This is a genomic window from Chryseobacterium hagamense (assembly GCF_007991455.1).
GTDB classification, from domain to species: domain Bacteria; phylum Bacteroidota; class Bacteroidia; order Flavobacteriales; family Weeksellaceae; genus Chryseobacterium; species Chryseobacterium hagamense.
Map to the genome: position 1 here is coordinate 156,414 of NZ_BJYJ01000001.1, position 13,788 is coordinate 170,201.

Consider the following 13,788-nt stretch of genomic DNA (forward strand, 5'->3'; position numbering starts at 1 on the left):
TATGCCTATGAAAAACCAATTATTCGTATCGTTTTTTGCCGTCCTGTTTTGTATCAGTTTTGCGCATGCTCAGGCTAATCCTGAAGATGCCGCCATCAAAACATCACTTACCGGCTTTATCAACAGCATTAAGGATAAGAAAATTGAGCAGGGCGTGAATTACATCTATCCGAAATTTTTTACGGTAATCCCGAAAGAGCAAATGACCCGGATTCTGGCCATGACCTACAACAATCCTTTCATGAAGATTGAGATAAGCAGCCTGAAGTTCGGAGCAATTGAAAAACCCGAGAAGATCGGCAGTGAATATTTTGCCATGGTCCCTTATTTCTTTACGTTGAAATGCAACGTCAGTTCCATGAATGATGAAATGAAAAGGAAGATTGACGCCGCTTTTACTCAGAAATACGGGAAAAACAATGTGAAATACCTGGCTACGGAAGGAGCTTATCTCATCAATGCCGGAATGAGAGCCTGTGCCGTTTCCCGGGACCGGAAAAACTGGAAATTCGTCATTCTCGAGAAAGAATACAAACCGCAGCTGGTGAAAGTGTTGCCTAAGAAGGCTCTGGATAAGATTTAAGCTTATTAATTATTTAAACTCCTGCGGAAGAGGCTGATAATTTCTCTGTCCCCGAAAAAAACCTTATTTTCGTTTAAAATAAGCCAATGAGAAAGATTCTGTATTCATTCTTCCTGCTTTCTATGACGACGGTATATGCGCAGAGCAAGAAATTTTTTGAAAAAGGGAACGTACAGCTACAGCATGCAGTGGAAAAAATCAATCTGAGATTTGAGAACAACCTGCCGTTTGTAAAAGTGAAGATCAATGGCAAGACGTATAATTTTTTATTCGATTCCGGAGCACCGACGGTGATTTCCAATGCCATCTATAACGAACTGAAACTGAAGAAAAAATACAGGAGATCGGTAGGGGATTCCAATAACAGCAGGCAGCAGCAGATCTTTACCGAACTCCCGGAAATGGTTGTTGATCAACTGGTTTTCAGGAATGTCGGAGCCATTGTACTGGATCTTAATTCCGCAGAACTGAGCTGCCTGAAGGTCGACGGGATTATCGGGGCCAACCAGATGGCCAAGCTGTTCTGGCGCATCAATTACAGCGAAAATTTGCTCGAGGCTACCCGGGATCTTTCCCTTTTCCATCCTGAAGACTATACTTTCGTTCTCCCTTTCAAGCCGCAGGCCCAGAAAACCCCGGCGATAAAAACCTCGCTTTTCGGGAAAAGTACAGTACTTACTTTCGATACCGGATTTTCAGGAAGGTTTGAGATTACAGAAAAAAGCTATGATCCGGCGAAAGCAGTACGTAAGGTAAAAACTTTCGGTACCCGGTCAACAGGAGCCTTCGGAGCGGCAAAACCGGTTGAAGCGGCTATTTTCAGAACCGACTCCCTAATGTTGGGAAACCGGATGTTTTCTGATGAAATCTTGTCTACCGGTACTTCCAGCCTTATGGGGAATGAGTTCCTCCGGGATTTTGCTTTCATCATGGACTGGAAAAACAATTCCATTTACCTGAAACAGCTCCGGAACAATCCTCCGAAACTTGAATCATTCGGCTTTACGTACCGTTTTATCGATCAGAAGCCGGTAGTGGCTTTTGTCTTTCAGCAGGACCATTTTCCATTGAAAATCGGAGATTCGATTATCAGTATCAATAACGTGATGCTGGATCACCTGGATGGGGAAGCGTCATGCTATTATTTTATGAACAGGGTGGAAAAGGATCAGAAGACCATTTCAGTTAAAATAAAAAGAGACGGCAGGATACTGGATTTTAATCTGGACCGGAAAGAATATCTGAATTAAACTCCTCAAGAAAGGCAACTTATGTCTGATAAAGTGTATTTTACTTTAAAATTTTAAGCCTGTTTATCCTGATCCATAAAAAAAACAGACGGCTCAAATAATGGGCCGTCTGTTTTTTTGTAATTAACAATCTGTCAGACTGATTTTAACCGGTTATTTCAGAAGTGAGGCGCAGCTCATTCCGATGGTCTGCATTTTTTCGTTAATGCCCATATCTTCGGCCTTTCTGATCAGCTCTTTTGGAGGGTTCTGTCCGGGCTTTACGTTATTCAGTTTATAAAATAAGGTAAGTTCTTCGGGTGTTAACTTTTCCCCTAAGTCTTTTGTAAAGCAATCTGCAAATTTTTCAGTTTTTGCTTTAGGGGTGCCGTTGGCAACCATTCCTTGTACCATTTTGTTCCAGAGCGATTTCAGCATGGAAGATTTGGAATCCATAGTCTGTACTTTTGCCGACGCTTTAGACTGTGCCGTTAAGGTCTGGCTGCTGCATACCATCATTATGCAGGCTGCAAAAAATAGTTTTTTCATAGTTATTGATCTGAAGGTTAAAAGTAAGATTATTTTTTGGAAATGAAAGGAATTAGAGCAGAATTCTTATTCAGGCGTTTTGTTATTCCAAAGTAAACCCGGGAGAGAAATCAGATCAGCAGAATGAAATTTTGTACCGGGCGGACAGCTGAGCGGCAAACGGGTATTGCCTTACTTCCTGGAATATCTGAAATACTGATTCGTTTACTGATTACCACCTCTTGTCCTACTTTCTACAAGTGAAATTCCGGCATCCGGCTTCCCTTTTCCAACGTGTTGACCGGAGTTTTTCTTAAGTTCTATTAAACTCTGAATCCAGGTTTTCCTTTGATTTTAAATTGCTGAACTTCTTAAGATCAGGACGTTACCACTTTCTACTTTTTGCCTGTTGATTCCAAAATGAATAATATTTTACATTAAATTTAATAATGAGGCTCTAAATTGTGTAATAATTTTATTTTCAGCAAGTAAAATAATTTTTCATTAAATAATAATTAAATATGATTAAAAATATTTAAATTCAATTATCTTTGCACCCGTTAAATTCAAACCTCTTATAAACAGTTATTATGAAGAATAGATTTATTCTGGGAATTACCCTGGGCATGATGTTTTCTGCCGGAAATATAAATGCTCAGCAGGGACGTGTAGGGATCAATACTTCAACACCGAAGACCACCCTTGATATTGCGGCTAATCTTGGTACCGGTGATGCAGACGGATTTCAGGCCCCGCGTCTTACCAGGGCACAGCTTACCGCCAAAGGAAACAGTGTATACGGCGCAGATCAGGCCGGAACAATCATCTACATCAGCGACATTGCAGGCGGAGACGCAGTTTCACAACGGGCAAACATTACCGCTACAGGATATTATTTCTTCGACGGTAACCTTTGGCAGAAAGTGGGCGCAGGTAGCGATCTGTACAAAGACAACGGTACATTAACTTCCAACCGTACGGTTTCGCAGGGAACCAATACGATGGCTTTTACCTCGTCTGCAACCAGCGGAACCAGCCATTTTACCGTAGACAACAGTACTTTTAACGTCGATGCCGTAAATAACAGAGTAGGTATCGGAACCAGTAGTCCTTCCGCTAAACTGGAAGTAAACAACGGAACCACTCCGGGAGCTCTGAAAATTACCGACGGAACCCAGGGAGAGGGAAAAGTACTGACCAGTGATGCAAACGGAGTAGGGACCTGGCGGACGATGGCATTTTCCAGCAATGTAGAAGGAACCTGGCTGATTAATAATGCACAGGCATCAACAAATAATTCTATTCCGGCAGGCCGTTACAGTTCGGTTGCCAGGCTTTCGCTTCCTTCGGCAGGGACCTATCTGGTATTCCTGAATGCAGATTTCGGATTTGATAATGCGGTATCGATTCCGGGACAGGTGGAATATCTGATTACCCGCGGCGCAATCAATAACGAATTAAACCTTTCCAATGCCATCGGTGCAGTACCCGGTACCTGGAACAGCTTGTATAATTCCGTAACTTCGGGAATGGGAGGATTTACCGTTAACAATACCTTTTTTATCGTAACCACCGGTCCGCAGGATATTTATCTGACCATCAAGCCGATTGCGGGCCAGCCTGCAAATAACGGGGCGGCAGCTACCAAGCTCCAGCGATGGGGCGGTACTGCGGAAAACCCGCCTTATCAGAGCATCCCGGGCGGACTGGCAATTGACCGTTTTGTAGCCTATAAATTCTAGATATCAACTGAATCTGCTTAGGGTGAATTTTGCTTCGCAAATGAATGGTCAATGCTGAATTTAACCGCAATCATGCCGGAAAATACAATGATGCCGTTCTGCTTATAAAGTTCTAAAGCGTTATGGGTATATTTGAAAAACAATAATGTATCCCTGACAGGACTGAGTCCGTTTATTGCTTTCAGAAAATCAGAGGCCGGAAGCAATTTTACTTAACCCAATTTCCCGCTGGATTCGGAGGTTATCGGAATAATTAATCATAAAAAAAGTTTATTGAACCTGTTTCAATAAACTTTTTTTTATTTAAAAAACGCTTCTTTCAATCGGCAGAAAGCGTTTATGGAAAAATGCAAAGGTTAAATTGTGAGCGCCACTGAGGCTTTATACCTAAGCCTTCAGAAATCCCTGTTCAAGCTTTCCGATTTACCAGTTGTTGTCAATTATATAAACCATCTGCGTCAAAGTTCCGGCGCCCATCAGCAGTTCTCTCCGGTTTACTTTTTCGAAAGTATCTTCTTCCGTATGATGGATATCGAAATACCGCTGTGAATCCGGCACAAGCTCTGCCGTCGGAACCCCCATGTCGTGAAGCGGGTAGAGGTCGGTACCGGAGAACGTTCCAGTAAAATCATAAACTCCGTAAGGAAGAAACAGTTTTGCCCAACCCTGGATCTGTTTTCTCCGGGCATCGTCCATTTCAAGGGAAACTCCTCTCGGACTGAAACCGCCGGCATCGGTCTCAATGGCAAACAGATGTTTTTCATTGTTTTCCTTTGCCGTTTTACCGTACTGAATGCCTCCTTTTACACCGTTTTCCTCATTGGCAAAACAAACTACACGGATCGTGTGATTATTTGGAATAGCGAGTTTTTTAAACGTCCGTAAAACCTCAATGCTCTGTACGATTCCGGCGCCGTCATCATGGGCACCTTCGCCCACATCCCAGGAATCCAGGTGTCCTCCCACAAGAATAACCTGACTGTCCTTTTTACCCGTAATCTCACCGATGACCGAATGGGAACGTTTTTCGCCTTTCATTCCGCAGCTGGAGTTGAGTTTTGCCGTTACTTTTCCGTTCTGTAAAAGTTCCGCCAGTGCATCGGCAGTGGTGCTTCCAATGGCAACCGCAGGGATTTTTTTATCATCGCCGTAACGCATGGCTCCGGTATGCGGCACATCGTCAAAAGCAGAAGAAAGCGAACGGATAATCGCAAATTTCCCCCCTTTTTTCGCTGTTAAAGAAGCTGCCGTGGTCCTGTATTTAGAAGCATCACTGTAACCTTTAAAAGTTTCTACAAACGATTGGCTGAAAGGGTAGTTGAAGAAAACAATCTTGTCTTTCACCTGTTCCGGCGTGAGCTTATCATACTCCTGCATCGACCGTACCATGAGGATCTCTCCTGAAACATCTTTTCCACCGGTGCCTTCAGAGTTTCCTAAAGAAAGCATCTTCAGGCTCTTCCACTTCCCGTTGGCGGTTCTGATCTGTAGAGACTCTTTTCCCCTTACCCAGACCGGAACCATCACGTCCTGCAGCCACACCCTGTCGGCTCCGGCATCACGGAGCTTCTGCGCGGCCCATTGCACCGATTTTTCATAAGCTTCAGAACCGCTGAGGCGGTGGCCGATATTTTTGGTAAGATCACGCAACTCGGTATATGCTTTTCCGTTATTCAGTATTTCCGTAGAAATTTTTGCAAATTGTACAGAATCTTCTTTGGTCTGACCAAAAGCTGTCAAACCCAGAAATAATAATGATGTTCCTAATATCTTTTTCATTTTTAATAGCTGATTGTTAATCAAACTTATATATGGAATTGAATTCATTTAAAATTCAATATAATTCAGTTTTGTATCTTTTATGTAAAACAGAATATTCTTTGTCAGTTTATAAGAAGATTTATGATCAATTGGAATGCTTTTTAAAAGATTATTCTGATCTCTTTCCCGAAATTCAATTTTTTCATCGTACAACAATATAAACTGATGATTATTAAAAAAAAATAAGTTCCGCTAATTTATCTATTACAAAGCTTTTAGATCTTTTAAAATTTTCTTTGGATATTTCTCTGATGTAGAGATTTTCGTCTTCAGGAAAGTAAGTCTCATAAGCAAGTTCGTGTAAATTTTCACTGATAATATAGTAACAGCCTAATTGATCGATTTTATCAGCCAATAGAATATCAATGTTATCAAAAGAATTTATTTTTAAAACACAATGTAAAACATTTGGATTTTCACGGTCTTTGCAATAAAGAGTGATGGTGAGAATATTATTATCTGATGAAGAATATAATCCGTATCTGTCCTCAAAGTAGAAATAGGTAAAATCATATTCATCAAAATTCTCATCAAAAAAAATCGTTAAATCATATTCCTTAAAATCTTCCAGATCTATCAAAGTTAGATCTTCCCGGAAAATATAATTCTTTAATATATGTTTATGGTTTAAATAATCTGGCTCGTTGTCAAGTTGCTTTTTTAAAACAGTCTTTCCGTCAGAATTTATTTTGAAATGCCAAGAATTAATACTTAAATAAAAACTTTCTTGATCGATTGCATGAAATTCTATGCGTTCATAAGGTGTGAGATAGATTTTTTCATCCAGCAAAACTTCCTTTCTTATATTATTTTCTACATCTAGAATTTCGATGAATACTTCTGAGTCTTGTTTTTCTTTAATTAAGATAATTTGTTGTTTTTCTGAGATATAGTCTATTTTTTTGATTTTAAAGCCATTGAGATTACTTTTAGAAATCAAGTCGTTGAGAGTATTCATTTCAAAAGAATAATTACCAGTTTTTATCAATCATAAAAACCAGCTGCGTCATGGCCACTGCACCCAACAGTAGCTCCCTTTTATTCACCTTGTCGAAAGTATCCTGCTCGGAATGGTGGTAATCGAAGTACCGCTGGGTATCCACCACAAGCTCAGCCAACGGAATATCCAGCTTTTTCAGCGGCGAAATATCCTGGATCGCATCGGTCTGGTCGAAATCATAGACGCCGTAGGGAAGGAAATAATTTTTCCATTCAAAGATCAGTTTTCTCCTCTGGGGCGGCATGTCGAGGGAAAAGCCTCTGGGTGAATAGCCTCCGGCGTCGGTTCCAAGAGCAAAAACGTGCTTTTCGTCTTTCTTTTTCACGTAAGCGGCATACATTTCCCGTCCCTGGCCGCCGTTTTCACTGTTGGCATAAAATACCACCCGGATGGTATGGTTGTTTTCAATACCCATGGCTTTAAAAGTCCGTAGTACTTCCATACACTGGGCTACTCCCGTACCGTCGTCGATAGCGCCTTCCCCGAAGTCCCAGGAATCCAGCTGGGCGCCGAGAACGATCACCTTGGAATCTTTCTTTCCCTGGATTTCAGCAATGATATTCGGGTTGGTGGTGTCGCCTTTGGATTGGGCGGTCATATTCAGCCTGGCCGTAACTTTCTGGCTTTTCAGTAGTTTTTCAAGCTCGTCCGCCGATTTTACACCAATGGAGAGTGCCGGAATCCGTACTTTATCGTCCGGTTCATAATATACCATTTTCGCATGCGGTGTATCATCAGAAGCAGTAGTTAAAGATCTTATGATTAATGCTTTCGCTCCGGTTTTGGCAATTACGGAAGCGGAAATTAGCTTCGATTTGGCAGTAAGCAAATAAGAATCGCTGGTATTGATGATTTTCGGATCCATCGGAAGGTTAACGAAAGCGATTTTATCTTTCAACTGTCCTACCGACATTGCATTCAGTTCGGAAATTGAACCGATGAGCACGACTTCTCCGGTAAGGTCTTTTCCGCCCGTCCCTTCAGAATTTCCGAAAGAAAGCATCCTGATATTTTTCCAGTCGCCGTTTCCGGCCCTGATCTGCAGGGATTCCTTTCCCCTGATCCATACCGGAGCTTTGGCTTCCATTTTCCAGATCATATCGATGCCCATTTCCTTCAGCTTTTTTTCCGCCCATTCTACGGCTTTCAGGTACCCGGCTGTTCCACTGAAGCGGGGACCGACTCCTTTGGTAAGCTGGCCAAGGTTTTCGTATGCCGTTCCGTTGGTCATGATCTCATCGGAAATCTTTTTAAACTCATCGTGATAGTTTAATTTTACAGTCGTCGACGTCTTCTTTACCGGTCTTTTCAAGGGTTTCTTCTGAGAAAATAAAAATCCACCCAAAAAGAGTGGAATGATAATGAATGCTTTTTTCATTTTTATTGACCTTTCTTTTTCCGTTGCTAAAAGTAAGGAAAAATTGGTAATAGTTTATTGTTTCATGTCGTACATTAACAGGGCAGTAACCAACTTGGGCTCAATGAAGGTACATTTCGGAGGCATGCTCAGTTTCAGGTCTGAAATCCTGATCATATCGTTGAAACTCACGGGGTAAATCCCGAATCCGGCTTTGCCTTCGCCGTTGTCTACTTTTTCTTTCAGCTGGCTGATCCCTTCAATATTGGAAGTCCCTTTTACGTAGGATATTTTCTCGGAACTGTCCGGATCTTCGATCTTTAGAATATCTTTAAAAATATATTTATCCAGAAGGTGGTGGTCCAGATTGTCCAGTGATATTTCCTGGGAACGCAGATCGTGCTTTACGTGAAGGGAATAAAATATACCGTCCATGTACATGGAAATGTGGAATTTCTGGGAAGGGAAATAGGCCGTTTCACCTTTTTCATGGATAAGGAAATATTTCTCCAGCTCTTTTAAAAATTCTGCGTTTGATAATCCGTTAATGTCTGAAACAATCCGGTTGTAATCGTGGATCTTGATGGACTGGTTGGAAACGATAAAGCTGTAGACAAAATTGTACAGTTCCGTTCCGTTATGCCTTTTGTTTTTATTTTTCTGGTGTTTCGCATTTAAAGCCGTGGAGCCGATCCGGTGGTGGCCGTCTGCAATGTAGAAGGCGTCGATCTGATCGATCACTTCCTTAAACTGCTGCAGCTTCAGACGGTTGTCGATCCGCCAGATTTTATGCCGGATGCCTTTGGTATCCACATGGTTGAAGATCGGAACGTTCTTTTCCTCATGATTCATCAGCAGTTCGATCTTGGAATTGGCCGGATAAGTCAGCAATACCGGTTCAGCCTGGAGATTTACTTTTTCCAGATAGTGCGCCAGCTTCTCTTTTTTCTGGGGGATGGTACTTTCATGCCTTTTGATTTTCCCGTTCCAGAAATCCTCGATGCTCGCTAAACCCAATAGTCCCCTGAAAACCTGTTTGTTGGGATAAATCTGCTCATAAAGATAGTATGAAGAATTGTCCTGAACGAGTTTTTTCTCTTCCATCAGGTCTTCAAATGTCGAACGGATTTTTCTTAAATTACGGTCGATATCTTTGGATTTGCTTACCACATACGGCTTGATCATATGGATGTAAGTATTTTCTACCTGAGCTTTTTCCGCGATCTCTTCCTGGGTGAAATTATCCAGGGGATGGGTAGGAAAGGTGCTCTCGTAGTCTTTATGAGGTCTTATTCCACGAAAAGGTTTAAAAATAGGCATATTTTATTGTATAGTTTCTTTAATCTTAATAATTTGTTCGGCAAGCTCGACTCCGATTTTTTCCTGCGCATCCACCGTATTTCCCCCGATGTGAGGAGAAAGTGAAAGTGCAGGATTCATCAATAACAGGACTTCCGGGCTCGGTTCTTTTTCAAAAACATCCAGTGCGGCACCCGCTACTTTCTCAGATTCGATGAAATCGATCAGGGCCACTTCATTCATCACACCGCCTCTTGCCGTATTGACGATATAAACGCCGTCCTTCATTTTCTCAAACTGTGGCGTATCGATGATATATTCGTTCGTTTTAGGCGTATTGATACTGATGAAATCCGTGTCTTTCAGGAAGGCATCCATATCATTGGTGGAAGTGATTTCAAAATTCAGCGACTGGCCGTCAAAGAATTCCAGGGTCAGGGTTTTGGTCTTCGGCTTTCTGGTAAGGACCTTCACGTTCATGCCCAGAGAAATCCCTATTTTCAGTACTTCCTGGCCGATGCTTCCGAATCCGATAACACCAAGCGTCTTCCCTGAAAGCTCATAGGCATTGGAAAATGACTTTTTCATGGCGTTGAAGTGCGTTTCTCCTTCCAGCGGCATCAGCCTGTTGGACTCATGGAGGAACCTCGCCAGAGAAAAGAAGTGGCCGAACACCAGCTCTGCTACTGATTTTGACGAAGCCGTCGGGGTATTGATGACGTACTTTCCTTTTTCAATCGCATATTCAACATCGATGTTATCCATCCCGATGCCTCCTCTTCCGATGATTTTAAGGCCGGGACAGGCGTCGATAACATCCTGTCTCACTTTCGTGGCACTTCTTACCAGCAGGACATCCACGTTGTTTTCATTGATGAAGCTGATGACATGTTCCTGTGCAACCCTGTGCTCCAGTACTTCGATTCCTGCATTTTTCAATGCCTGTTCACCCGCTTTTGAAATTCCGTCGTTAGCTAAAACCCTCATGTTTTTATATTCTTTAATTATTTAAACAGATACATTTTAAATAATTTAACAGTGGCGCAAATTAAGAAAATTTAAAATAACACCGGTTATTATTTAAATAATTGAATTTCAAATTTTTATATTAGTTAATGGATTTCATGACATCCACCAGTACCTGTACGCTTTCAACCGGCATGGCATTGTATAAACTGGCCCTGTATCCGCCTAAGCTTCTGTGCCCGTTCAATCCGCTGATTCCTGCTGCTTTCCACGCTGCATCGAACGCTTCTTTTTTGCTTTCGTCGGTAATCTTGAAGGAAACGTTCATCAGGGAACGGTCTTCTTTTACACAGAACGTTTCAAACAGCGGGTTGCTGTCGATTTCATCGTACAGAAGTTTTGCTTTGGCTTCATTTCTGGCTTCGGCCGCAGCAATGCCCCCGTTGTTTTCCAGGTACTGCAGGGTAAGCAGGGAAGCATATACCGGGAATACCGGCGGCGTATTGTACATGGATTCTTTGGCGATATGTTGTGAGTAATCCAGGATGGAGAACATATTTTCTCTTCCGGTTTTCCCTAAAATTTCTTTTTTGATTACGACCAGAGTTACCCCGGCAGGTCCCATATTTTTCTGGGCTCCGGCATAGATCAGGTCAAATTTCGAGAAATCCAGCTGTCTCGAAAAAATATCGGAGCTCATATCGCAGACCATCAGCGTATCCACTTCCGGGAAAGATTTCATCTGGGTCCCGTAAATCGTATTGTTGGAGGTACAGTGGAAATAGTCATATTCCGCACCTGCCGTATAATCTTTAGGAATAAATGAGTAGTTTTCTTCTCTGGAAGATCCTAATACATCTACAGTCCCTACTTTTTTAGCTTCTTTAATCGCTCCTGCGGCCCATGTTCCCGTGTCCAGGTAAGCCGCTTTCCCTCCAACTTTCATCAGGTTATATGGAACCATGGCAAACTGCAGGCTGGCACCCCCGCCAAGGTATAAAACTTCATAATCGTCACCCAGATTCATCAGCCTTTTTACAATGGCGCGCGCTTCATCCATTACCGCTACGAAATCTTTGCTCCGGTGCGAGATTTCAAGAAGGGAAAGTCCGATTCCGTTAAAATCCAGGATCGCCTGTGCCGATTTTTCAAAAACTTCCTGAGGTAAGATGCATGGTCCTGCGCTAAAGTTGTGCTTTTTGCTCATATTATTTATTTTTTTGGTTTCCGTAAAAAATTATTTTACGGCTTTATTGATCGTTTTTTATTAAAATTCAGATTTCCGGTATATAAAAAACCGCCTCATGATGGATGAGACGGCAGCTTTTTATTCTCCGTGTAAGAATGCTTTTTTGCTAAGCAGTGCTTCTTCAGATTCTACATGGTCCTCATCCGGTACGCAGCAGTCTACAGGGCAGACCGCGGCACACTGAGGCTCTTCATGGAAGCCTTTGCATTCCGTACATTTATCGGTTACAATGAAGTATACATCATCGCTTACAGGCTCCTGCGGTGCATCGGCATCCACGGTAAGTCCTGAGGTTAGGGTTACGGTACCTTTCAGTTCAGTACCTTCCGAAGCTTTCCAGTCTACTGCTCCTTCATAAATTGCATTGTTCGGGCATTCCGGTTCGCAGGCTCCGCAGTTAATGCATTCATCAGTTATTTTAATAGCCATCGCTAATTTTTTTTAAATTTGCACAAAATTACAAAATATTCCCCAATTTTACAGTAATTATGAATACCGAAAATCAAGTTTTAGGTCTTATCAGACTCAGTGAATATATAAAAGACTTTTTAGCAAAAGATCAGCCAACTTACAATGAAGAGGATGCCGGTTTTGAATCTTTATTACAAAGAACCCAAATAGAAAACCCGTGGTTCACCATTGAAAACCAAAGATTTGCCCTGCAGCAGTGGGCCGGTCTGCTTACAGAAGAAAATATAAACAACTGGCTGAAGGAATATCAGATTTCAAAAATCTCAAAGAGGGTAGGGCTTATCCTGGCCGGGAATATTCCGCTGGTCGGTTTCCATGATGTGATTTCCGTGGTGCTGAGCAACCATATCCCGGTGATCAAGCTTTCTTCAAAGGATAAGTACATGATCCCGTTCCTCTTAAAAAAGTGGAATGAATTTTCAGAAGGCACCGTTCCGTTTGAATTTGTTGAGCGGCTGGAGAACTTCGATGCGGTAATAGCCACCGGAAGCAACAATACGGCGCGCTACCTTGAGTATTATTTTAAAAACCACCTGCATATCATCCGTAAAAACAGAACTTCAGTTGCCGTCTTAAAAGGTGACGAAACGGAAAACGAACTGAAGCTGCTGGCGGAGGATATTTTCCGGTATTTCGGCTTGGGCTGCAGAAACGTAACCCGCCTGTTTATTCCTGAAGATTTTGTAATCGACCGTATTTTCGAGAGCTTTGTCGGGTTTCAGGATATCATCAACCATCATAAATATGCTAACAACTACGACTACAACCGGGCAATCTACCTGCTGAACCAGGAAAAGTTCTGGGATAATAATTTCGTGATGCTGAAAGAGGATGAAAAATTATTCAGTCCTCTTTCCGTTATCAATTTCAGCCGGTATTCTTCCCTGGATGAAGTGAAAGGGTTTATCGCTGAAAATGAAGAGCATATCCAGTGTATCGTAGCCAGGGAAGAACTGGGTCTGGACTCCATTACCCCGGGCGAGGCACAGAATCCGGGACTGAATACCTACGCAGATAACGTGGACACCATGAAATTTTTATCGGTAATATAATTCTTCGTATCTTGCCGTTACCAATCCTGATCCGTATGAAGAAAATAGTGACGGTACTTACCGTATTGGCTTTTCAGCTGGGATTTTCCCAGGCAAGCCAGATCAAAATTGTAGAAAGCAAGAAAATTGAGCTGACTTCCGAATTAAGCAAAGACCAGCTTGCCATTTACAACCAGTCGTTTATAAAGTTTGTAACAGCACTGAAAGATTCGGATACGCAGGCTGTCAATTATCTGATCTCCGATAAAGTAAAGCATATTGTATCCGATGATGTAATCCGGAAGTTGTCCGGCGGGATCAGTTTTGAGCGGAAGACCAAAGTGTATAAATCGGGCTACCAGAAACTGCTGGATAATGAGACTTATCCGGCAATCCAGTACAAATATGCCGATGACCCGTCGGATCCGCCAAGGGATATCATCACCGTCATTTTTGAAAACGACGGCAAGATTCTCGGGGTTAAGCCGGAATACAGCAAATAAAAGACAAAC

13 protein-coding genes are annotated in these 13,788 nt (G+C 42.2%); 5 read left to right on the forward strand and 8 right to left on the reverse strand.

Annotated features, from left to right (window positions below):
* Positions 1–7: 7 nt before the first annotated feature.
* Both CHA01nite_RS00615 and CHA01nite_RS00620 read left to right on the forward strand, forming a co-directional pair.
* The gene (locus CHA01nite_RS00615) at positions 8–583 is read left to right on the forward strand and encodes a hypothetical protein (RefSeq protein WP_146939284.1); all 576 of its coding nucleotides are present in this window, start codon (positions 8–10) and stop codon (positions 581–583) included.
* Positions 584–669: 86 nt separating this feature from the next.
* Positions 670–1,833 (forward strand): aspartyl protease family protein, encoded by a 1,164-nt coding sequence (locus CHA01nite_RS00620; protein WP_146939285.1) that lies wholly within the window; start codon positions 670–672, stop codon positions 1,831–1,833.
* A gap of 153 nt (positions 1,834–1,986) precedes the next feature.
* Here CHA01nite_RS00620 and CHA01nite_RS00625 read toward each other — a convergent pair whose 3' ends face one another.
* Positions 1,987–2,361 (reverse strand): hypothetical protein, encoded by a 375-nt coding sequence (locus CHA01nite_RS00625; RefSeq protein ID WP_146939286.1) that lies wholly within the window; start codon positions 2,359–2,361, stop codon positions 1,987–1,989.
* Between the two features lie 569 nt (positions 2,362–2,930).
* Here CHA01nite_RS00625 and CHA01nite_RS00630 point away from each other — a divergent pair.
* Positions 2,931–4,082: a phage tail-like protein gene (locus CHA01nite_RS00630; RefSeq protein WP_146939287.1), complete on the forward strand. Its 1,152-nt coding sequence runs from the start codon at positions 2,931–2,933 to the stop codon at positions 4,080–4,082.
* A gap of 423 nt (positions 4,083–4,505) precedes the next feature.
* Here CHA01nite_RS00630 and CHA01nite_RS00635 read toward each other — a convergent pair whose 3' ends face one another.
* The 7 genes from CHA01nite_RS00635 to CHA01nite_RS00665 form a co-directional block, all read right to left on the reverse strand.
* A complete protein-coding gene (locus CHA01nite_RS00635; RefSeq protein WP_146939288.1) occupies positions 4,506–5,861 on the reverse strand; it encodes a M28 family peptidase in 1,356 nt (451 codons plus the stop codon).
* 214 nt (positions 5,862–6,075) lie between these two features.
* Positions 6,076–6,861, reverse strand: a complete 786-nt coding sequence (locus CHA01nite_RS00640; RefSeq protein ID WP_146939289.1) for a hypothetical protein — start codon at positions 6,859–6,861, stop codon at positions 6,076–6,078.
* A gap of 13 nt (positions 6,862–6,874) precedes the next feature.
* Positions 6,875–8,281 carry a M20/M25/M40 family metallo-hydrolase gene (locus CHA01nite_RS00645; protein WP_146939290.1) on the reverse strand — a complete coding sequence of 469 codons (1,407 nt, stop codon included), beginning with the start codon at positions 8,279–8,281 and terminating at the stop codon, positions 6,875–6,877.
* A gap of 54 nt (positions 8,282–8,335) precedes the next feature.
* On the reverse strand, positions 8,336–9,580 hold the full coding sequence (locus CHA01nite_RS00650) for a DUF1015 domain-containing protein (protein WP_146939291.1): 1,245 nt from the start codon (positions 9,578–9,580) through the stop codon (positions 8,336–8,338).
* Positions 9,581–9,583: 3 nt separating this feature from the next.
* Positions 9,584–10,546 (reverse strand): D-2-hydroxyacid dehydrogenase, encoded by a 963-nt coding sequence (locus CHA01nite_RS00655; protein ID WP_146939292.1) that lies wholly within the window; start codon positions 10,544–10,546, stop codon positions 9,584–9,586.
* 121 nt (positions 10,547–10,667) lie between these two features.
* Positions 10,668–11,732, reverse strand: coding sequence for a 3-phosphoserine/phosphohydroxythreonine transaminase (gene serC, locus CHA01nite_RS00660; protein WP_146939293.1), 1,065 nt, complete (start codon positions 11,730–11,732; stop codon positions 10,668–10,670).
* A gap of 120 nt (positions 11,733–11,852) precedes the next feature.
* Positions 11,853–12,203, reverse strand: a complete 351-nt coding sequence (locus CHA01nite_RS00665) for a 4Fe-4S binding protein (protein WP_146939294.1) — start codon at positions 12,201–12,203, stop codon at positions 11,853–11,855.
* 59 nt (positions 12,204–12,262) lie between these two features.
* On the opposite strand from CHA01nite_RS00665, the gene CHA01nite_RS00670 reads away from it, so the two are divergent.
* Both CHA01nite_RS00670 and CHA01nite_RS00675 read left to right on the forward strand, forming a co-directional pair.
* The gene (locus CHA01nite_RS00670; protein WP_146939295.1) at positions 12,263–13,297 is read left to right on the forward strand and encodes an acyl-CoA reductase; all 1,035 of its coding nucleotides are present in this window, start codon (positions 12,263–12,265) and stop codon (positions 13,295–13,297) included.
* A gap of 35 nt (positions 13,298–13,332) precedes the next feature.
* On the forward strand, positions 13,333–13,779 hold the full coding sequence (locus tag CHA01nite_RS00675; RefSeq protein ID WP_146939296.1) for a peptidylprolyl isomerase: 447 nt from the start codon (positions 13,333–13,335) through the stop codon (positions 13,777–13,779).
* The last annotated feature ends 9 nt before the right edge of the window (positions 13,780–13,788 follow it).